General features: G+C 71.3%; 16 protein-coding genes and 1 pseudogene. 11 read left to right on the forward strand and 6 right to left on the reverse strand.

What is annotated here, in order from left to right; all coding sequences use genetic code 11:
• Positions 1-112: 112 nt before the first annotated feature.
• A complete protein-coding gene (locus tag ACH4U8_RS32910) occupies positions 113-910 on the forward strand; it encodes a TIGR03084 family metal-binding protein (protein ID WP_360308953.1) in 798 nt (265 codons plus the stop codon).
• 506 nt (positions 911-1,416) lie between these two features.
• Here ACH4U8_RS32910 and ACH4U8_RS32915 read toward each other — a convergent pair.
• Entirely contained in the window at positions 1,417-2,688 is a 1,272-nt protein-coding gene (locus ACH4U8_RS32915; protein ID WP_395782092.1) for a citrate synthase, read from the reverse strand.
• Positions 2,689-2,800: 112 nt separating this feature from the next.
• Between ACH4U8_RS32915 and ACH4U8_RS32920 the strand changes: the two genes are divergently transcribed.
• Together ACH4U8_RS32920 and ACH4U8_RS32925 are read left to right on the forward strand one after the other, a co-directional pair.
• Positions 2,801-3,979 (forward strand): citrate/2-methylcitrate synthase, encoded by a 1,179-nt coding sequence (locus ACH4U8_RS32920; protein ID WP_395782094.1) that lies wholly within the window; start codon positions 2,801-2,803, stop codon positions 3,977-3,979.
• 308 nt (positions 3,980-4,287) lie between these two features.
• A complete protein-coding gene (locus tag ACH4U8_RS32925) occupies positions 4,288-6,036 on the forward strand; it encodes a chitinase (RefSeq protein WP_395782096.1) in 1,749 nt (582 codons plus the stop codon).
• A 23-nt stretch (positions 6,037-6,059) separates the two neighbouring features.
• On the opposite strand, the gene ACH4U8_RS32930 is transcribed toward ACH4U8_RS32925, so the two are convergent.
• Positions 6,060-6,635, reverse strand: a complete 576-nt coding sequence (locus ACH4U8_RS32930) for a HutD family protein (protein ID WP_395782098.1) — start codon at positions 6,633-6,635, stop codon at positions 6,060-6,062.
• A 170-nt stretch (positions 6,636-6,805) separates the two neighbouring features.
• Between ACH4U8_RS32930 and ACH4U8_RS32935 the strand changes: the two are divergent.
• Positions 6,806-7,807: pseudogene (locus tag ACH4U8_RS32935) on the forward strand (formylglycine-generating enzyme family protein).
• Between the two features lie 97 nt (positions 7,808-7,904).
• On the opposite strand, the gene ACH4U8_RS32940 reads toward ACH4U8_RS32935, so the two are convergent.
• Positions 7,905-8,237 carry a cupin domain-containing protein gene (locus ACH4U8_RS32940; RefSeq protein WP_360308941.1) on the reverse strand — a complete coding sequence of 111 codons (333 nt, stop codon included), beginning with the start codon at positions 8,235-8,237 and terminating at the stop codon, positions 7,905-7,907.
• 167 nt (positions 8,238-8,404) lie between these two features.
• Between ACH4U8_RS32940 and ACH4U8_RS32945 the strand changes: the two genes are divergently transcribed.
• Both ACH4U8_RS32945 and ACH4U8_RS32950 read left to right on the forward strand, forming a co-directional pair.
• Positions 8,405-8,863 (forward strand): AAA family ATPase, encoded by a 459-nt coding sequence (locus ACH4U8_RS32945; RefSeq protein WP_395782100.1) that lies wholly within the window; start codon positions 8,405-8,407, stop codon positions 8,861-8,863.
• A gap of 7 nt (positions 8,864-8,870) precedes the next feature.
• On the forward strand, positions 8,871-9,626 hold the full coding sequence (locus ACH4U8_RS32950) for a tRNA(His) guanylyltransferase Thg1 family protein (RefSeq protein WP_395782102.1): 756 nt from the start codon (positions 8,871-8,873) through the stop codon (positions 9,624-9,626).
• A 52-nt stretch (positions 9,627-9,678) separates the two neighbouring features.
• On the opposite strand, the gene ACH4U8_RS32955 is transcribed toward ACH4U8_RS32950, so the two are convergent.
• Positions 9,679-10,908: an MFS transporter gene (locus ACH4U8_RS32955; RefSeq protein WP_395782104.1), complete on the reverse strand. Its 1,230-nt coding sequence runs from the start codon at positions 10,906-10,908 to the stop codon at positions 9,679-9,681.
• 163 nt (positions 10,909-11,071) lie between these two features.
• Entirely contained in the window at positions 11,072-11,383 is a 312-nt protein-coding gene (locus tag ACH4U8_RS32960) for an ArsR/SmtB family transcription factor (protein ID WP_395782106.1), read from the reverse strand.
• Between the two features lie 253 nt (positions 11,384-11,636).
• Between ACH4U8_RS32960 and ACH4U8_RS32965 the strand changes: the two genes are divergently transcribed.
• Positions 11,637-11,984 (forward strand): SPW repeat protein, encoded by a 348-nt coding sequence (locus ACH4U8_RS32965; RefSeq protein WP_360308926.1) that lies wholly within the window; start codon positions 11,637-11,639, stop codon positions 11,982-11,984.
• Between the two features lie 169 nt (positions 11,985-12,153).
• Complete coding sequence (locus ACH4U8_RS32970) at positions 12,154-12,690, forward strand: hypothetical protein (RefSeq protein ID WP_395782108.1); 537 nt, start codon at positions 12,154-12,156, stop codon at positions 12,688-12,690.
• Positions 12,691-12,699: 9 nt separating this feature from the next.
• Here the strand turns inward: ACH4U8_RS32970 and ACH4U8_RS32975 are convergent, their stop codons facing one another.
• Positions 12,700-13,548, reverse strand: a complete 849-nt coding sequence (locus ACH4U8_RS32975) for an SAM-dependent methyltransferase (RefSeq protein ID WP_360308920.1) — start codon at positions 13,546-13,548, stop codon at positions 12,700-12,702.
• A gap of 338 nt (positions 13,549-13,886) precedes the next feature.
• Between ACH4U8_RS32975 and ACH4U8_RS32980 the strand changes: the two genes are divergently transcribed.
• The 3 genes from ACH4U8_RS32980 to ACH4U8_RS32990 all read left to right on the forward strand — a co-directional run bounded on the left by ACH4U8_RS32980 (position 13,887) and on the right by ACH4U8_RS32990 (position 19,108).
• The gene (locus ACH4U8_RS32980) at positions 13,887-16,034 is read left to right on the forward strand and encodes a hydantoinase/oxoprolinase family protein (protein ID WP_360308917.1); all 2,148 of its coding nucleotides are present in this window, start codon (positions 13,887-13,889) and stop codon (positions 16,032-16,034) included.
• A gap of 2 nt (positions 16,035-16,036) precedes the next feature.
• Entirely contained in the window at positions 16,037-17,911 is a 1,875-nt protein-coding gene (locus ACH4U8_RS32985; protein ID WP_395782110.1) for a hydantoinase B/oxoprolinase family protein, read from the forward strand.
• Positions 17,912-18,325: 414 nt separating this feature from the next.
• On the forward strand, positions 18,326-19,108 hold the full coding sequence (locus tag ACH4U8_RS32990) for a hypothetical protein (RefSeq protein ID WP_395782112.1): 783 nt from the start codon (positions 18,326-18,328) through the stop codon (positions 19,106-19,108).
• The last annotated feature ends 512 nt before the right edge of the window (positions 19,109-19,620 follow it).

Below are 19,620 nucleotides of genomic sequence, written 5' to 3' on the forward strand. Positions count from 1 at the left end.
CCCTCGGGGCCGGGTGCGTGTGTGGGGTTTGGTGGTTTCGGCTCGGCGTGCCGTTGCCCGGTGGGGGGCCGGCAGGGTTGGGTGGGGGCGGTGGTGTGGGAGGAGCCGGGTGATGGTGGATCTTGTGGCTGTTGTGGGTGACCTGGAGGCGGAGGGGGCCGCGCTGGATCGGCTCGTCGGCGGGTTGGCGGCGGAGGAGTGGGCCATGGCGACGCCCGCGCCGGGGTGGACCATTGCCCATCAGATTGCCCACCTGGCCTGGACCGACGACCGCGTCCGGCTCGCGGCGACCGATCCGGTCGGCTTCGCCGCCGGCGTCGCGGATGCCTCGGCCGATCCGGACGGCTTCGTGGACCGAGGCGCCGAACAGGGCGCGGCGGCGCCGCCGGACCGGATTCTGGCCGGCTGGCGCGCCGGTCGGGACACGGTGGCGAAGGTGCTGGCGGCGGTACCGTCGGGCGGGCGGTTGCCCTGGTACGGCCCGCCGATGAGCGCCGCGTCGATGGCCGGCGCCCGAATCATGGAGACGTGGGCGCACGGACAGGACGTCGCCGACGCGCTCGGTGTACACCCCCGGCCCACCGCCCGGCTGCGCCACGTGGCCCGGATCGGTGTCCGGGCCCGGGACTACGCCTATTCCGTACACGGACTTCGCCCACCCGAGCGGGAGTTCCGGATCGAACTGACCGGCGGGCCCGAACTCGGCGGCGCCTGGACGTACGGCCCCGAGGACGCCGCCGAGCGGGTGACCGGGCCGTTGCTCGACTTCTGCCTCCTGGTCACCCGCCGCCGACACCCGGACGACCTCGCCGTCCGGGCGCACGGCGCCGAGGCGACGAGGTGGCTGAATATCACCCAGTCCTACGCCGGCCCACCCGGACCGGGTCGCGCCCCGGGGCAGTTCGGCTGAGGCGGCCCTCGGCGCGGCGGGGTGATCGCCGTGCACCCGTGCGGGTCGAGGTGAAGCGTCGGCCGAGTATCGCCTGGTGCCGCGCCGGGCCCCCGGGCCGGGCTGCGCCCGGGGCCGACCGGCTGAAGGGCCCCGCGCTCGGCGCGGTTTCGGTGATCGCCGTGCACCTGTGCGGGTCGAGGTGGCGCGTCGGCCGAGTATCGCCCGGTGCCGCGTCAGGCCCACCCGGGCCGGGCCGCGCCCGGGGCCGGTCGGCTGAAAGGCCCCGCGCTCGGCGCGGTTTCGGTGATTGGCGTGTACCCGTGCGGGTCGAGGCGGCGCGTGCCGACGGGCAAGTCGCCTCGCGGTGGGCGCGGTTCCAGGCCCACCCCGACCAACGCCTGCCTGTGGACGTGTCGTCGTGTGTGTCCGGGCCATCCGTTCGGCCCTGCCGGGGGCCGGATGTCGCTCGCCCGCAGGTCGGTGCGCCCGGATCGGGTCGCGTGGGATTCGGCATGGTTGCGGGGTCAGTTCGCGTTGGGTCGGGGGCCGGTGTAGACGCCGACGGCTCGGTAGCGGAGGCCGGGTTGGGCGTATTCCTCCAGGGCGTGGGCCAGCCAGCCGATCGTGCGGGCCATCGCGAAGATCGCCTCGCCGGCGTCCGGCCGCATGTCCATCGCGTGCGTCACCGCCGCGAGCGCCAGGTCGACGTTGGCGAACAGGTCCTCGCGGGCCGCCGTTTCCCCGGTCAGCGCATCGACGGCCGACAGCACCCGGGCGACCCGGTCGTCTCGCGCGGCCGGTTCGCGCAGCAGGCCCAACAGCACTTCGGCCCGCGGATCGCGGTCCACGTAGAGCACGTGGCCCAGGCCGGGCAGATGCTCGCCCGCCCGGAGCCGGTCGGCGACCGCCATCGTGGGCCCGCCCGCCGGATCCAGCGCGTCGCGCAGGAAGCGGTGGGTCAGCCCGATCGCCGCGCCGTGGTGGCGGCCGTCGACCACACCCAGCCCGGCGGACACCACGGCGTACACGTCCGCCCGCGCGCTCGCCGCCACCCGCGCGGCCAACGTCGACACCGCCAGGTCGTGGTCGGCCAGCAACACCAGCGCGGCGTTCAGCAGATACAGGTGCTCCGGTGTGGCCGGCCGAGCGGTGAGTTTCGGCCACAGCCGCTCGGCGAGCGCGGTTCCGGTCGGCGGTCGGGCGCCCGCACACGCCGGCAGCGCGTCGGCGATCACCGCCAAGAGCGTCTCGCCGCCGCGCACGACCGCCGGTTCGGACAGGTCGTAGCGCAGCGGATCGGTCGTGCCGGTGGCGGCCACGATCATCCGGATCCGGTCGATCAGCCGGGCGCTGTCCGGCAGCAGGGCGACCGTACGACGGACCGCCTCGGCCCGTGCGGCGGCGACCTCGAACGGGGGCACGTCCGCGAGTTCGGCCCGCCACAACCAGTGCGCCACCGATTCGACGGGATGGTCGGCCAGTTCGCGCACATCCCGGCCGCGGTAGTACAGGTGGTCGTCGGCGAGCAGGGTCAGTCGGGTGTGGATGCGTTCGATCGACCCGTTGGGGTCGCGCCGCCCGCCGCTGCGCTCCGCCAGTGCCTCCACCTCGGCGGTGGCGAACCGGCTGCCGCGTTGCCGGGACTCGCGCACGCTGGTCAACAGACCGCGACTGACGTAGGCGTAGATCGTCTCGGGTTTGACCCCCAACCGCTGCGCGGCCTGGGCGGTGGTCAGGTAGTCCTGCGGGTAATCCTGCTCACTGCCACCGCCCGAAACCTTGCGCCGACCAGCCATTTCGTTCGAACCTCCGGCTCATATTGATGTAGTCAACATTGACGATAGTTGATGCCGTGATCGACATTCGTGGTGGCGGGTCGTGCGGCTCCGCCGAGGATGGAGGCATGTCATGGCAGTCGTCGGCAATGAGCGAATCGACGTACCCCGGGGCCTGAAGGGGGTGGTGGTCACCGACACCGAACTGGGCGACGTCCGAGGCGCCGAGGGTTTCTACCACTACCGGCAGTACTCGGCGATCGAGCTGGCGGGCACCCGCAGCTTCGAGGACGTGTGGTTCCTGTTCGTGCACGGCCGGTTGCCCACGGCCGAGGAGCAGGCTCCGTTCGCCGCGGAGATCGCCCGACTGCGGGTGTTGCCCGAGGAGTTGCGGCCGGTGTTGCGCTCGATCGCGCTGGCCGGCGACCGGTTCGACCCGCTCGCGGGGCTGCGGACCGCGCTGTCGCTGGTCGGCGCCGCGCGCAACCTGCCGCCGCTGTGGGAGTCCGCGCCGCCGCGGCGCGCGGCGGACGCGATGCTGATCGGCGCGGTGACGCCGACCATCCTGGCGGCGCTGCACCGCATCCGCGCCGGCGCCGAGCCGCTGGAGCCGCGCGCCGACCTGTGCACGGCGGCCAACTGGCTCCACCTGGTGACCGGAAGGGAGCCGGAGCCCGTCCAGGTGGCCGCGATCGAGCGCTACCTGATCGCGACCGTCGACCACGGCTTCAACGCCTCCACGTTCACCGCGCGAGTGATCGCTTCCTCGGGAGCGGACCTGGTCTCGGCGGTGGCCGGCGCGATCGGCGCGTTCTCCGGCCCGCTGCACGGCGGTGCGCCGGATCGGGCCCTGGAGGCGCTGGACGAGATCGGCTCGCCGGAGCGGATCGACGCGTGGGTGCGGGCCCGGATCGGCGCGGGCGAGCGGATCATGGGCTTCGGCCACGCGGTCTACCGCACCGAGGACCCGCGCGCGATGATGCTGGCCGCGATCGCGGCCGAACTCGCCGAACAGGCCGACGCGCAGGGGGTCGAGCTGGTCGAGTTCGCCGCCGCGGTGCACCGTCGGGTGACCGGGATCCTGGCCGAGTTGAAGCCGGGGCGCGAGTTGCACGTCAACGTGGAGTTCTACGCGGGCGTGGTGATGCAACTGTGCGGGATTCCGCGCAGCATGTTCACCCCGACATTCGCGGTGAGCCGGGTGATCGGGTGGTGCGCGAACATCCTGGAACAGGCCGAGGACACCAAGATCATCCGCCCGAGCGCCCGCTACACCGGCCCGCAACCGCCCCAGCCGGTCCCCGGCGCCTGACCGACCGGGGCCGCGCCGCTCTTCCTGCGGGGACCGCCGGTTCGCCGTGCGGGCGTTCGCCCGGGAGCCGTGCCGGGAGGCAATTGGTCCAGACCTATTGACAGTTCACTCGCCCCGGCGGTCAACTCGTCTGGCACACAGGCATCCCGGCACCCCGGGTGCGCCCGGACGGCCTGCGCACGCCCTGCGCCGAGGCAGCCTGACGTCCCATCAGGCAGTGCGGTGCCGACCCGGGTCCACCCTCCCTTGCACGCAACGCCCACGCCCGCAGGCAACCGCCCGGGCCGGTACGGGAGGAACACCCCACGATGGCACCGACACGTCCCCCAACCACCCGCGCGGACCGGCCCCCCGCCTGCCGCCGGCGCACCCGCACCCCGCGCCGCTTCCTGACCGGCCTGCTCACCGCATGCGCGATGGCCACCACCGGCTTGATCGCGCTCGCCGCGCCCGCACCCGCCGCCGCCGAACTGGTGGTCAACGGCGGCTTCGAGTCCGGCCTGTCCGGCTGGACCTGCTCCGGCGGCTCCGGCAGCGCCACGAGCACGCCGGTGCACACCGGCACCGGCGCCCTCAAGGCCACCCCGGCGGGCGGCGACAACGCCCGATGCAGCCAGACCGTGGCCGTGCAACCCGACTCCGACTACACCGAATCCGCCTGGGTCCAGGGCTCGTACATCTACCTCGGCGCCACCGGCACCGGCACCACGGACGTCTCCACCTGGACCTCCGCCGCCTCCACATGGCAAAAACTCACCACCACGTTCCGCACCGGCCCACGCACCACCAGCGTCACGCTCTTCCTCAACGGCTGGTACGGACAACCCGCCTACCTCGCGGACGACGTGTCGCTCGTCGGCCCCGGCGGCAGCACCACGATCCCGGCCGTACCCACCGGCCTGGCCGTGGCCGGCAGCACCGCCCGCAGCGTCTCGCTCACCTGGTCCGCGGTCCCCGGCGCGACCGGATACGACGTCTACCGCGCCGACACCAAGGTGGCCACCGTCGCCGCCCCCGCCGCCGAGATCCCGGGCCTGACCCCCGAGACGAGCTACACCTTCTCCGTCGCCGCGAGCAACACCGCGGGCACGTCCGCGCGTTCGGCCCCGGTCACCGCCACCACCGGTCCGGACGGGCCCGGCGGCGAGGACCCGACCGGCCTGCCCAAGCGGGTGATGACCGGCTACTGGCACAACTTCGTCAACGGCTCCTCGAACCTGCGCCTGCGCGACGTCCCCACGTCCTACAACCTGGTCGCGGTGGCGTTCGCCGAGGCCGACCGCACCCGCTGGGGCGCGGTCACCTTCGGCGTCGACCCGGGCCTGTCCACCGCGCTCGGCGGCTACACCAACGCCGACCTCAAGGCCGACGTCGCGCTGATGCACGCCCGCGGCCAGAAGGTGATCCTGTCCGTCGGCGGCGAACTCGGCGCGGTCTGGGTCGGCGACAGCGCGTCGGCCGCCACCTTCGCGAGCACCACCACCGCGCTGCTGCGCGAATACGGCTTCGACGGCGTCGATATCGACCTGGAGAACGGGGTCAGCCCCACCTACATGGCCACCGCGCTGCGCGCCATCCGGGCGCAGATCGGCACGAGCCTGATCATCACGATGGCCCCGCAGACCCTGGACATGCAGTCCAACCAGGCCGCGTACTTCCAACTCGCCCTGGGCATCAAGGACATCCTGACCATCGTGCACATGCAGTACTACAACTCCGGAACCATGTTCGGCTGCGACCAGAAGCTCTACGCCCAGGGCGGCGTGGACTTCCTGACCGCCCAGGCGTGCATCCAGCTCCAGGGCGGCCTGCGTCCCGATCAGGTCGCACTCGGCGTGCCGGCCACCGGGCGAGCGGCCGGCAGCGGCTACGTCTCACCCGGCGTGGTGAACAACGCCCTGGACTGCCTGGCCGCGGGCACCAACTGCGGGAGCTTCCGGCCCACCACCACCGCGCCCGGCATCCGCGGCGCGATGACGTGGTCGGTCAACTGGGACGCGACCGCCGGCTACGCCCTGGCCAACAGCATCTCGGCGCACCTGCGCACGATGCCCTGACGGCCGACGCCCCACCCGCACCCCTACCCCGGCGGACGAAGGTCCGCCCACAGCGCGACCGCACCGGTCGCGAGCGGCGCCGTCGCCTCGGCGGCGCCGCTCGCCCACCACACGCCCTGCCCGGCCCGCGGCCCCGACCCGGGCGCGTCGTCGGCCGGCGCGGACAGCACGTACCACACGCCCGCGTGCCCGGCGGGCGGGCGCACCGGCGCGTGCACCCGGTGCACCCGGGCGGCCCATCGCCCACGCCGGGTCATGATGTTGAGCACCCGGGTGGCGCCGCCCAGCAGCGTGGCCCGCAGCGCCGTGTCGCCGGAGAAGGCGAAGGGTTCGCCGAGCCGGTCCAGCCGGTGGTCGAGCCCGTCGTCGCCGACCAGATGTACGCCGTCGCCCGCCAGCAGGGTGATCGTGCGATCGACGCCGGGGAACGCGGAGAACGGCCCGTCGGCGGCGATCGTCGCGATGCTCGCGCGCCAGTCGAAGTCCGCCTCGGCCGTGTGCGGGGGCGACTGCGACCCGATCTCGCGGGTGTCGCCACCGCCGTTGCGCCACGGGCCGACCGGTAGCGTCTCGACGTCGAACGGGTTCATCACGCGCATGCCTACCTCGGGTCGGAGCCGCTCGGGCCCGCCCATGATGCCGGCGTGCCGGCCGGCGGCCGCCCGCGCCCGCTGTGCGCGGCTACCGTCGCAGTCGACCGTGCCCACGCCTGCTTATATGCCATGGAACGTGATGCTCGGGCAGTGCGACCGACGACGAGGAGCAGCCGATGGACCCCGCCGACACCCCCAAGAGCTGCTGCATGCCCGCACGCGGCGCCTCGCCCGCGCTCTCCCCGGCGCTCTCGATCACGCAGCCCGCAGCCCGCAGCCCGCAGCCCGCCGCGAGGCGCCGGCAGCCGCAGCCGCCGACGACGCGATGGTGCTGCTGCCGGGCGGCGGGTTCCTGATGGGCACCGAGGACGCCGAGGGCTTCCCCTCCGACGGCGAGGGCCCGGTGCGCCCGGTGCGGGTGGACCCGTTCCGGATCGACGTGTGCGGTGCGCAACGCCGAGTTCGCCGAGTTCGTCGCCGCGACCGACTACCGCACCGAGGCCGAACGGCTGGGCTGGTCGTACGTGTTCGCGGCCTTCCTGCCCGGCACGTTGCGGCGCGGCGCCCCTCGACCCGAGCGGGCGCCGTGGTGGTGCGGGGTGCGCGGAGCGAGTTGGCGCCTGCCGGAGGGGCCGGGCAGCTCGATCGAGGAGCGCGGCGACCACCCGGTGGTGCACGTGAGCCGGCACGACGCGGACGCCTACGCCCGCTGGGCGGGCAAGCGGCTGCCCACCGAGGCCGAGTGGGAATACGCGGCGCGCGGCGGCTTGGCGCAGCGGCGCTACCCGTGGGGCGACGAATTGGAGCCGGGCGGCGAGTACCGCTGCAACATCCGGCGCGGCAGCTTCCCCACCAAGAACACCGCCGCGGACGGGTACCGCGGCACCGCACCCGTGCGCGCCTTCGAGCCCAACGGGTTCGGGCTGTACAACGTGTCCGGCAACGTGTGGGAGTGGTGCGCGAACTGGTGGTCGGTCGACCACGGCGGCGCGCACCCTGCGGTGAACCCGACCGGGCCCGCCACGGGCCGGGACAAGGTGCTGCGCGGCGGGTCCTACCTGTGCCACGACTCGAACTGCAACCGCTACCGGGTGGCGGCACGCACGGCCAACACCCCGGACAGCTCCAGTGGCAACACCGGATTCCGCTGTGCTCGGGACGCCGCTCCCACGCCGTGATGCAGTAGGTTCACCAGTACATATGAGCCGGCCCGGCCCGGGCGGCACGCTCTCCCGCCCGGGCCGAATGTCGAGCAGCGACCGACGACCGATGCGGTCAGCCGCGCTTGGCCACGGTGAGCAGCACCGCCGAATCCTCCAGCGCCTCCAGGCTGTGCCGCGTCTTCGGGGCGACCAGAAAATCGCCGGACCGCCCCTCCCACGACGCATCGTCACCGATCAACACGACCCGCCCGCGCAACACCATCAACGTCGCCTCGCCGGGATTCTCGTGTTCGGCCAACACGGTGCCCGCGGTCAGCACGATCAGCGTCTGCCGCAACGTGTGTTCGTGGCCGCCGTACACCGTATGGGCGCTGCGCCCGGTCGACGAGGCGGCGGCGAGCTTGAGCAGTTCGCGGACCTGGGCATCCAAGGAGAGCTTTTCCATGCTCACAGTGTGCACAGCCCCGATCACCAAACCCCCGAACGACCCAACCCGATCAGGGCCGCACACCCTCCGCGGCACCGATCCGCGCGCCCACCCGACAGGATTCCGGTGATCGATCGATCGAGAGAGCCACCGGCGCGTGGGCGAGAGCGAGGGGCGGAACCGACATGCAGGTCGCGATTTTGATGGGGCTCCAGGCATCGGGCAAATCCACCTTCCACCGAACCGTCCTGGCCGCGACACACGTGCACGTGAGCAAGGACGACTTCCCGCGGGCCCGGAACCGACAGCGTCGGCAGCAGCGACTGATCGAGCAGGCGTTGGCGGCCGGTCGTGACGTGGCCGTCGACAACACCAATCCCGCGCCGGAGGATCGACGGCCGATCATCGAACTCGCCCGGGTGTGGGGCGCGGATGTGGTCGGCTATTGGTTTCCGCCGGATCCGGCCGGATCCTTCGCGCGCAATGCCGAGCGGGAGGGGAAAATCCGAGTGCCCGACGTGGGTGTTCGTGACACGCTGAGGCGGCTGCGGGCGCCGGGGACGGACGAGGGGTTCGACGCCCTGTACGTCGTGCGGTTCGACGGTGCGGGCGGGTTCGTGGTCGAGACGGCGAGCGAGGGGTGACGGGGCGATGGATGCCGATCGATTCGAGGCGGCGCAACGTTCGCGGGAGTGGTTCCACTCGTTGGTCCTGCTGCCCGGCGCGTGGACGGTGATCCGGGTGGACGGCCGGTCGTTCTCCCGCTTCACCGAGGAGCACTTCGACAAGCCCTTCGACGAGCGATTCGGCGCGCTCATGGCCGAGACCGCACAGACGTTGTTCACCGAACTCGACGCCCGCTACGCCTACACCGAGAGCGACGAGATATCGATCCTGTTGGACCCCTCGTTCGACATGTTCGGTCGGGAGGTGGAGAAGCTGGTCTCGGTGACCGCCGGGATCGCGTCCGCGACGTTCACCCACCGCGCGGGGATCCCCGCTCACTTCGACGGCCGGATCTGGATGGGGGCGGGCGTCGGTGACGTGGTCGACTACTTCTCCTGGCGGCAGGCCGATGCCGCGCGGTGTGCGCTCAACGGCTGGTGCTACTGGACACTGCGCAAGGAGGGGAAGTCCGCCCGGGCGGCCACGCAGGCGTTGGCGCGGAGTTCGAAGGCGGACAAACACGAGCTGCTCTTCGCGCACGGCGTGAACTTCGACGAACTGCCCACATGGCAGCGGCGCGGAGTCGGCGTGTGGTGGGAGACCTTCGAACGTGTCGGCTACGACCCGGTCCGCGAGGTCGAGGTCTCGGCCGTCCGGCGGCGGGTGCGGGTGGAGCGGGAACTGCCGATGAAGGACGCGTATCGCGCGCTGATCGGCACGCTCGCCGATTCGTCGTCCTGAGCTCCCGGCCCCACCCGTGCGCCTCGGCCCGCCGGGGTCCGCCGGATCGGACCTACGCCGGTTCGGCCGGGGTGAGGGTGTCCGGTGTCGGCAGCCGGGTGGGGGCGGGCGTCGACGCTCCTTGCCGGTGCCGGTCGACGCGGTCCAGGTGGAGGCGTAGCAGCATCGTGGCGAGTGCGGCCACGGCGAAGGCGGCGCCGACCCAGGCCAGTCGGTGTGCGCCGGCGGCGCTCAGCACCCAACCGCCGACCGTGGTGCCCGCGGTGATGCCCAGGTTGGAGAAGGAGATGAACAGGCTGTTGCCGAACTCGGGGAAGTCCCGGGCGTCGCGTCCCAGCCAACTCTGGCTGACGATCAGCCCGCCGGAGTGCACCGCGCCCCAGAGGGGGACCGCGACGATCATGGCCGCGGCGTACGGGCCGACCGCGTAGAGCAGCAGGTAGACGGCCAGGCACAGGGCGGGAAACAGCAGCACCGTGCGAATCGGGTCGCGCCGCAACAGGGCGCCGAACGCGAAGTTGCCCAGGATCATCACGACGCCGAACGCCATCAGCAGCGCGCCGACCCAGGACCCGTCCAGGTCGGTGACCTCGCCCAGGTATTCGGCGAAGTAGCCGTAGACCGAGAACATGGCCGCGAAGACCAGCACCACGGACAGGATGGTCAGCCAGATCCGGCCGCCGCGCAGCACGCCCACCTGGGCGCCGTAGGAGTGTCGCCGCTCCACCGGCATCGCCGGGAGGAAGCGCAGGATGCCCACGAACGCGATCAGGTTGACCACGGCGGCGAACCAGAACGCGGTCTGGAGGGAGAGGTGTTCGGCCAGATAGGAGGTCAGCGGCACGCCGAAGGCGAAGCCCGCGGTGACGCCGCCGAACACGCGCGTGGTGGCCCGGGTCGCGTCCCGCGCGGGCACCAGCCCGGCCGCGGTCGCCAGCGCGACCGAGAAGAACACCGGGTGGAAGACGGCGGGGATGATCCGGAAGGCGAGCATCACGTCGAACCGGGTGGTCAGCGCGTACACCGCGTTGGACACGGCGAACACGGCGATCGCGGTCGCGAGCACGCTCTTGCGGTCGATGCCCGAGGCGAGCAGCGTCATGAACGGCCCGGACACCGCGATCACCAGGGCGAAGACGCCGACGAGCAGCCCGGCGGTGGACGCGCTGACGTCGAGTTCGTCCGCCACCTGCGGCAGTACGCCGACGATGCCCATCTCGGTGGTGATGATCCCGAACACGCCCAGGGCGAGGGTCAGGATCATCAGGGAGGTGTTTCTCATCGGGGCATCCGGCCTTTCGTTCTCTCGATACATATCGAGATATGTAGATGGGTTAGGCCATGACTCGGGGCATGGCGATGCCCGCCCCCGCCGGCCGCGTGCGGCGTCGGCGGGGATCGTGGTGGTGCGGGACGGGGGGTGCCGCGCTCCCGGTTCGATCCGGTCAGAGGTCGGTGCGGACGTACTCCGCGAAGTCGGCGATCGTTCGTTCGTTGCGGCGGTAGTAGGTCCACTTGCCGATGCGCTCCGAGTCGAGCAGGCCGGCGTCCTTGAGTGTCTGGAGGTAGCCGGACACCACCGACTGGGCCAGCCCGGCCCGGGCCTGGATGTCGCCGACGCACACGCCGATGTGGAAGCCCAGGCCCTGCTGTCGGTAGGAGTTCTCGTCGAAGTACTTCGCAGGCTCCTTCAGCCACTGCATGAACCGGAGCCGTGCCGGGTTGGCGAGCGCCTTGTGAATGGCCAGTGGGTCCACGGAGTACCTTCCGAAGCGGGGTTGCATCCAAGTTTCTAGATATGTAGGCGTCGAGTCAACTCGATGAGGAAAATATGCGGTAAATATTCAGGTTTAGGCGGATTAGCCGCAGGTGCGTGGGCTATCAACCGGGGGACCGCGATTCCTCGGAAAGAGGGTGGTGGACGTGTCCTCGTCGACAGCGTCACCGATTGAGCAGCATCCGGACATAGTCACCCTTCGAGCCCACTCCGAACGGGCCACGACCGGCCCGGTGGCACAGGCGGCCGAGGCTCTGGGCATGCTGTGCGGCGTCTACCTGGCGGCGTCCCCGTGGATCGTCGGGTTCAACGGGTTCACGACTCTGACGACGGTCAACCTGATCACCGGCGTGGCGCTCGCGTTCCTGATGGGCGGCTTGGGCTCCGCCTTCGGGCGCACGCATGCGATGAGTTGGGCCGCGTTCTGCATCGGTGTTTGGACGATCGTGGCCCCGTGGGCCGTCAACGGTGCCGTCGACACCACCCGCACCATCACGAGCAACGTGATCGTGGGCGGCGTGGCGTGCCTGATGGCGCTGATTCTCGCGCTGCGCGGCGTCGTCGGACTGCGCCGCTTGTAGCACCTGGTCGGTGATCCGAACCCAGACAGTGATCCGAACCCAGACAGTGATCCGAACCCAAGACCGGGCCGCCGGTCGGCTCCGCCGGCGAACGGTTCGCCTCGGCGGATACCGCCCGGCGCACCCCGCCTCTCGGCCGTGCCGCGGTCCCGGATGGGAGGTGGACGTGGTGGACGGACCTTCGCTTTCGGGCCGGGAACGCCGGGTGCTCGCTCGGCTGGAGAAGTCGCTGCTCCAGGACGAGCAGTTCGTCGCGCTGTGGCACGTGTTCGAGGACCCGATAGACCCGAAATCCGGCTCGGCTCCGCGCCGACGCCGCGTGCGTGTGCGTGTCCGTGTGCACCCGCCACGGCGACTGCGGGTGCCCGTGCATGTGCCGGTGCGGGCACTGGACCGTACGCGGGCGGCGAAGTGGTCGGCTTTGACGTTGTCCGGTGCCGCGATGGCCATGCTGGTCGCCGCGGTCCTGACCGCGTCCGCGGTGGTCGACCTGGTGGCGATCGGCATGACCGTGCTCACGCTGTGCGTGGTGGGTCTGTTCGGTTACCTGCGGTGGTTGCGCCTGGACGCTCCGGGTGCGGCGCGTGTGCCGCACGGGGCACACCCCAGCCACGCTCCCGGTCGAACGCACACGGCCGACGACCGAGGCGCCGACCCGGACGACCGCGGGCCCGACCCCGGACCGCGTCCGGGGCGGGGAGGCTGATCGGCCGGGTCATCGGGGCAGTCGGCCGATGCCGCCCACCGACAGGTGGCCCTCGGGAGTGAGCGGTTCGACGACCGGCTCGTCCGGACGCCACAGGGGGAGCAGAACCACGCCGGGTTCGACCAGTTCCAGACCCGCGAAGTAGCCCTCGATCTCCTCCAGGGCGCGAAAACGTCCGCTGCCCAGTTGGGTCAGGAAGATCTTCTCCAGCGCGCGGCCCTCCGGCGTGGAGTCGCAGAAGTGCGTGATGAATATGTAGCTGCCCGGGGGCAGTGCGTCGCGGTAGGCGCGGACCACGCCGGCCGGGTCCTCGTGGTCGGCGAGGTGGTGCAGGACAGCCACCAGGAGCAGGCCCACGGGTCGGCTCAGGTCCACCAGTTCGCGCAGCTCCGGCAGGGCGAGCACGGCCGCCGGATCGCGCAGGTCGGCGGTGACCACCCGGGTGCGGTGGTTCTCGGCGAGCAGCGCGCGACCGTGCGCGAGCACGATCGGGTCGTTGTCCACGTAGACGACCGCGGCGTTCGGATTCACCTCCTGGGCGACCTCGTGGGTGTTCTGCACGGTCGGCAGCCCGGATCCCAGGTCGACGAACTGGTCGATGCCCTCGGCCGCCATGTAGCGCACACCGCGGGCCAGGATGTGCCGGTTGGCCCAGGCGCCCTCGTTGGTCAGATCCTTGAGCGCCTCGTCGGCGATCGCCCGGTCCACAGCGAAGTTGTTCTTGCCGCCCAGGATCGCGTCGTAGACCCGGGCGATGCTGGGCACCGTGATGTCGATGCCGGTCGGCGCCCAGTCCTCGGGCGACTCGCCGGCCGGCGGTGTGGAGAAGCCCCATTCGTCCTGCTCGCGCTCGGCCATGGTGCTCCTCGTCGGTGTCGGGTCGGTGTGTCGTGGGGTCACCCGCTGCGACCACCGCGTTTGCCGACCCTATCCGAGCCCTGTCGATTTTTCGCCAACTTCCGTTCCTTACCCGCGAGTTCGGTCGACCGACGGGCGGCCTGAGCGGGGCTTTCGGCGGATTGGTCCAGACCTCATGCCCGGCCGCTGCTCACGGGAATAACCAAGTGTTGCCGAGTCCCTTGGCAGAAGTTGCCGATTCCGAGGTGGGGGGCGGCGAAGTTGAATCGCTGACAGCAGCCGGGCGACCAGCCCTCCGCGAATGCGATTCCCCTGCCCCCTCCGATTGGAGCGCGCTGATGACGCCTGCCGCAACGGCGGGACCCCGCCGACGGATCCGGATCGGTATCGACACCGGCGGAACCTTCACCGACGTGGTCGCCCTGGACGAGGAGTCCGGCGAGCTCGTCACCACCAAGACGCCGTCCACGCCCGCCGACCCGGCGGACGGCTTCATGAACGGTATCGACAAGGTGCTGGGCCTGCTCGGCTGCACCGGAGCCGACGTCACCGCCGTCGCGCACGGCACCACGGTGGCCACCAACCAGCTCCTGGAAGACAAGATCGACCGCCTCGGGTTCATCACCACCGAGGGCTACGAGTACATCCTGGAGATCGCCCGCCAGGCCGTCCCCGACGGCTACGGCAACTCCTACTTCTGGGTCAAGCCCGACCGGATCGTGCCCGTGGACCTGGTGCACACCGTGGGCGGCCGGTTCGACTACAAGGGCAACGAGGTCCGCCCGTTCGACGAGGAAGGCGCCCGTACCGCCGCCCGTCGACTGCGCGAGCAGGGCATCGCGACCATCGGGGTGTGCTTCCTGCACTCCTACGCCAACCCCGCGCACGAGCTGCGGATGCGCGAGATCCTGCGCGAGGAGCACCCCGACGCGGTGGTCTCGATCAGCTCCGAGGTGCTGCGCGAGTACCGCGAGTACGAGCGTTCGATGACCACGCTGGTGGACGCGGCGGTCAAGCCGAGGGTGGCCCGCTACGTCAGCGGCATTCGCCGGCGTCTGGACGAGTTCACCACCGAGGCCGGCGGCACCGACTCCGCGCGCCGCGTGCCGTTCGCGATCATGAAGTCCAACGGCGGTGTGCTCTCCGCCGAGGAGGTCGTGCACCAGCCGATCACCACCGTGCTGTCCGGCCCGGCCGCCGGCGCCCTGGGCGCCGCGCTGATCGCCGAGAAGGCCGGCTTCGACAAGGTGCTGACCTGCGACGGCGGCGGCACCTCGACCGACGTGTCGGTGGTGCTGGGCGGCGAACCGACGCTGACCACCGAGGGCTCGATCGGCCGCTACCCCTCCAAGATCCCGATGATCGACGTGGTCACGGTCGGCGCCGGCGGCGGCTCGATCGCCTGGATCTCGCCCGAGGGCACGCTCAAGGTCGGCCCCCGCTCGGCCGGCGCCGACCCGGGCCCGTTGTGCTACGGCAAGGGCGGCACCGAGCCGACCATCACCGACGCACACGTGCTGCTCGGCCGGATCCCCCCGCACCTGCTCGGCGGCGAGATCCCGCTCGACGTGGACGCCGCCCGCGAGGGCCTGACCAAGTTCGCCGCCGAACTGGGCATCGGCGTCGAACAGTGCGCCACCGGCATCCTGGAGATCTCCGCCTGGAACCAGGCCAACGCGCTGCGCCAGATCACCGTCAAGCGTGGCCTGGACGTGCGCGACTTCACCATGGCCACCTTCGGCGGCTCCGGCTCGCTGCTGCTGTGCCGGCTGATCGACATCCTCGGCCTGGCCGGCGTCATCGTGCCGCGCGACCCCGGCAACGTCTCGGCGTTCGGCCTGCTCACCGTCGACGTGCGGTGCGACTACGTGCAGACCGCCGTCGGCGGCCACCCGGATCTCGACCACCCCAAGGTGGCGGGCATCTACGCCGAACTGGCGGGCAAGGCGGGCGAGGCCCTGGACAAGGAGGGCTTCGCGGCCGAGGACCACCGCTACGTGCGCACCGCCGACCTGCGCTACTTCGGCCAGGCGTTCGAGGTGCGGGTGCCGGTGCCGGACGGGCCGTTCGACGCGGCACTCGCCGACGCGGTCGCCGAGGGCTTCCACGCCGCGCACGAGCAGTTGTACGGCTACAACTTCCGCGGTGACGCGAGCCAGCCCGTGGAGTGGGTGAACCTGCGGGTCACCGGCGTCGGCCCGATCCGTCGCCCCGAACTGCGCGAACTGCCCGGGCGCGACGGCGGCGTCGAGCGGGCCCGGACCGGCACCCGCCCGGTGTGCTTCGTCGACCGTGACGGGTACGTGGACACCGCCGTGTACGCGCGGGCCGAACTGGCCCCGGGCGACCTGGTGAGCGGCCCGGCCATCATCGAGGAGTTCGGCTCCACGATCCCGATCCACCCCGGCTTCGACGCCCGCGTGGACGCCTACGGCAACGTCGTCGTCACCCGCGACACCACCAACACCGCCTCGAAGGGAGCCTGAGCATGAGCGCCACCGCCACCACCCCGCAGGACGCGCTGCACGGTGTGGACCCCGTGCTCCTGGAGATCGTCGAGGGCACCCTCGCCTCCGTCGAGATGGAGGTCGAGACCGCGATCGGCCGCACCTCGCGCTCGCCGATGATCCGCGACGCACACGACTTCCGGGCCGGCATCCACGACCGCAAGTTGCGCAAGCTGACCGGCCGTTCGTACTCGGCGCTGGTGCACCCGGTGGCTCGGGACTTCCCGCTGGAGACGATGCGTCCGGGCGACGTGTTCTTCCACAACGACGTCTACGAGTCCGAGGGCGGCATCGGCCACCTGCCCGACCTGTGCGTCACCGTCCCGGTCTTCGCCGACGGGCAAGTGGTCGCCTTCGTCCAGGCGTTCGGCCACCACGACGACATCGGCGGTTGTTGCCCCGGGTCGATGCCCTCGGGCGCGACCAGCGTGTACGAAGAGGGCCTGATGGTCCCGCCGATCAAGTTGTGGGACCAGGGCGTGCCGAACCAGGCCGCGCTGCGCATCATGACCCGCAACTCGCGGATGCCCGACTCGCTCGCGGCCGACCTGGACGCCGAGTGCTCGGCGTGCCTGATGGGTTCGCGCCGACTGGGCGAACTCTTCGAGCGCTACGGCCGGGAGACCGTCGAGGCGTGCTTCGACGCGATCCTGGACAAGACCACCGAGACCTACCGGCGCGAGATCCTCTCCAAGATCCCGGACGGCGAGTACGTGTGGGAGGACTACGCCGAACACGACGGCGTGGACGAGCCGATGCTGCACACGCAGCGGATCACCCTGACCAAGACGCCCGAGAAGATCGTCATCGACTTCACCGGCACGTCCCGCCAGGCCAAGGGCCCGATCAACCACTGCGGCGACTACGCCGACGGCAACTTCCTCAAGAAGTGGCTCGCACCGATCCTGCGCAACCTCGCGGACACCCCCGAGCGGATGGCCGAACTCGACGTCAACGAGGGCGTGGTGCCGCTGATCGAGATGAAGTTCCCGGAGAAGGGCACGCTGCTCACGCCGATCTTCCCGGCGCCGACCAACGCCCGTACCTTCGTCATCCTGCGCCTGCTCGGCGTGCTGGCCGGCGTGCTGGCCAAGGCCGTCGACGGCAAGATGCCCGCCGACCAGGAGACGATCCGCTACACCGGTGTGTACGGACACGACGCGGACGGCCGCTCGTACCTGATGCGCGAGGTGCTCGGCGGCGGTTCCGGCGGGCGCTACTACGCGGACGGCGAGGACACCATCCACGTGGTGCCCGACTCGCGCAACCTGCCCACCGAATTCACCGAATCCCGCTTCCCGTTCCTGGTCGAGCGGCTCGGTCTGGCCGCCGACTCGGGCGGCCCCGGGCAGTTCCGCGGCGGCCTGGGCTACGAGAAGCACATCCGGATGTTGCTCGACGCGTCCTTCATGTCCATCGCGGACCGCTCGATCCTGTCCTGCTGGGGAGTCAAGGGCGGCAAGGCCGGCCGCTCCTTCCAGGTGGTGATCGACCCGGGCGGCCCCAACGAGCGCGAGATGGACGGCCTGGTCGACGACGAACCGGTCAAGGCCGGCGAGGTGATCCGGATCCGCACCACCGGCGGTGGCGGCTGGGGCGACCCGCTGGACCGCAAGACCGAGTCGGTGCTGCGCGACGTGCGCTGGGGCAAGGTCTCCCGCGCCGCCGCGGCCGACGACTACGGCGTCGTGCTCACCGGCGAGGGCGACGACCTGGCCGTGGACGAGGCGGCAACCACCGCGCTGCGCGCCTCCGTTCGCGCGGAGCGCCCCGAGGTCGAGCCGTTCTTCGACCGCGGCCCGGGATACGCGCTGCTGTCGGGCGGCGAGGCGTTCCCGGAGGTGGACCTGCTGTAGCCCGGATCGGGTGGACCCCGAGATCTTGATCGCGAGATCTCGATGGCGAACCTGTAACCGCCGATCGCCGCCGGTCGCCGCACCCCGTGCGAACCGGCAGGCGCAAGAGCACCGTTCGGCCCGGCGTCACGACGACGCCGGGCCGAACGGCTTCGGACGTGCCGGCCGGCCGACGCGAAGCTGATCGAATACCCCGGGGTCGACCACTTCGCGTTGGCGAAGAAGCCGGAGGCGATCGCCGAGGACCTGCCCGCATCCCTTCGGGGCGACGCCAGGTGACCACCTGACCACCTGACCACCTGACCACCAGACCGCCTGACCGCCTGACCGGGCGAACACCGCGTGTTCCGCCGTCGGATCGGAAACCGTCGACGGGTGACGGCGTTTTCGGGTCGCCTCGGTAGTCTCCGACGCATGATCGATGGCGTGGTGGACTACCGAGGCTTCGCGGCACGACTGGCGCGTGCTTGCGAAACGGCCGAGGGAAGGGACACGCTCCTGGCGGATTTCCACCGGGAATGGGGGTTCGCCGGCACGGTCGCCGAGCCGGCCGATCCCACCGCGCTCGGCGAACTGGGCCGGACCGTACTCGGTTTCGCCCCGCCGGCGGCGCTGATCGCCTGGCTGGCCCACCCGCACAACTCGTTCCTGGCCGAGCCGGGACTGTACGAGACGTATCTGACCTGGCTTCCGGACGACGAGGACGAACCGTTCGTGGCCGCGGCAGCCACCGGCCACCGGGGCATGTACGTGTTCATGGCGGAGAACCAGTACTGCTGCGAGTGGGCGTTCTCCCTCGACGACATCGACCGTGGCCTCGCCGATCCGCCCGTCTACGTGGGGACATCCGAGGACGCGGACAGTTGGGAAGTGCAGAGCCGTTCGTTCACCGAGTGGGTGATCCAGGTCGCGATCATCCGCGTCCTGATCGATACGGCGGAACGCTGGACGTGGCCGGACGACGTCCCCGCCCACCCGCGCCCGCCCGCCCTGGGCACGGTGCTGCCGGAGATCGGCCTGCTGCCCTGGAAGGAACTCGGCAACGAGGTCCACTTCTTCGGAGGCGAGGACACGATCGTCCTACACCTACCGCACTCCGAGGGCGGCGAACTCTACGACATCGAGGTCTTCGGACGCACCGAGGAGGCCATGCTCCACACGGCACGCTTGCTGCACCCGGGCGCGGAAGCGAACTGAACGCGGGTGCGGGGCCGGGCGTCCGGGGTGTGCGGGGGCAGGAGCGGCGGGAGCCGTGGGGGCTCATTGGCGTACGGACACATGCCGGTTTGACCGCGCCGGAGTTGGAGTTGTGCGGCAGCGGCGGCAGGGCGGCGGCGGAGTGGGTCGGGTGTTCGCGGTGGGGGTTGCGTCTCGGTCGGCAGCGGGTGGGTTCGCTGACCGGGTGGCGTGGGCCGGAGGGGGCGGCCCGGTCCCGGGGTCGCCGTGGAGTGGGGAGCCTTCGGGCTCCCGGCGAGAGGCGCGCTTCACATACCGGGAAAGGCGCTGGCAACGGCGGAGCGGGGAGGGCGGCCCGGCTAGCTTCGCCGGGGAGCCTTTCCGAGTGGGGCGCCGCGTTTCGGCGGGCGTTTTCGAGGGGGGCCGGGGGGTGGCAAGTGAGGTGCCCCGCGTTTTCCGGACGCCTTGTTCGCTGTCCTTTTATGCGGCGAGTCCGAGCTCGTGGTGGTTTTGCAGGGCTTCGAGTGGTGTGC

Origin of the sequence: Embleya sp. NPDC020886, from assembly GCF_044333915.1 — a bacterium.
GTDB lineage: Bacteria > Actinomycetota > Actinomycetes > Streptomycetales > Streptomycetaceae > Embleya.

What these genes read in the sequence shown, in the direction of transcription:
- ACH4U8_RS32910 (WP_360308953.1), top strand. Translation starts at nt 113, where the DNA reads ATGGTGGATCTTGTGGCTGTTGTGGGTGACCTGGAGGCGGAGGGGGCC.
- ACH4U8_RS32915 (WP_395782092.1), bottom strand. Translation starts at nt 2,688, where the DNA reads ATGGCTGGTCGGCGCAAGGTTTCGGGCGGTGGCAGTGAGCAGGATTAC.
- ACH4U8_RS32920 (WP_395782094.1), top strand. Translation starts at nt 2,801, where the DNA reads ATGGCAGTCGTCGGCAATGAGCGAATCGACGTACCCCGGGGCCTGAAG.
- ACH4U8_RS32925 (WP_395782096.1), top strand. Translation starts at nt 4,288, where the DNA reads ATGGCACCGACACGTCCCCCAACCACCCGCGCGGACCGGCCCCCCGCC.
- ACH4U8_RS32930 (WP_395782098.1), bottom strand. Translation starts at nt 6,635, where the DNA reads ATGCGCGTGATGAACCCGTTCGACGTCGAGACGCTACCGGTCGGCCCG.
- ACH4U8_RS32940 (WP_360308941.1), bottom strand. Translation starts at nt 8,237, where the DNA reads ATGGAAAAGCTCTCCTTGGATGCCCAGGTCCGCGAACTGCTCAAGCTC.
- ACH4U8_RS32945 (WP_395782100.1), top strand. Translation starts at nt 8,405, where the DNA reads ATGCAGGTCGCGATTTTGATGGGGCTCCAGGCATCGGGCAAATCCACC.
- ACH4U8_RS32950 (WP_395782102.1), top strand. Translation starts at nt 8,871, where the DNA reads ATGGATGCCGATCGATTCGAGGCGGCGCAACGTTCGCGGGAGTGGTTC.
- ACH4U8_RS32955 (WP_395782104.1), bottom strand. Translation starts at nt 10,908, where the DNA reads ATGAGAAACACCTCCCTGATGATCCTGACCCTCGCCCTGGGCGTGTTC.
- ACH4U8_RS32975 (WP_360308920.1), bottom strand. Translation starts at nt 13,548, where the DNA reads ATGGCCGAGCGCGAGCAGGACGAATGGGGCTTCTCCACACCGCCGGCC.
- ACH4U8_RS32980 (WP_360308917.1), top strand. Translation starts at nt 13,887, where the DNA reads ATGACGCCTGCCGCAACGGCGGGACCCCGCCGACGGATCCGGATCGGT.
- ACH4U8_RS32985 (WP_395782110.1), top strand. Translation starts at nt 16,037, where the DNA reads ATGAGCGCCACCGCCACCACCCCGCAGGACGCGCTGCACGGTGTGGAC.
- ACH4U8_RS32990 (WP_395782112.1), top strand. Translation starts at nt 18,326, where the DNA reads ATGATCGATGGCGTGGTGGACTACCGAGGCTTCGCGGCACGACTGGCG.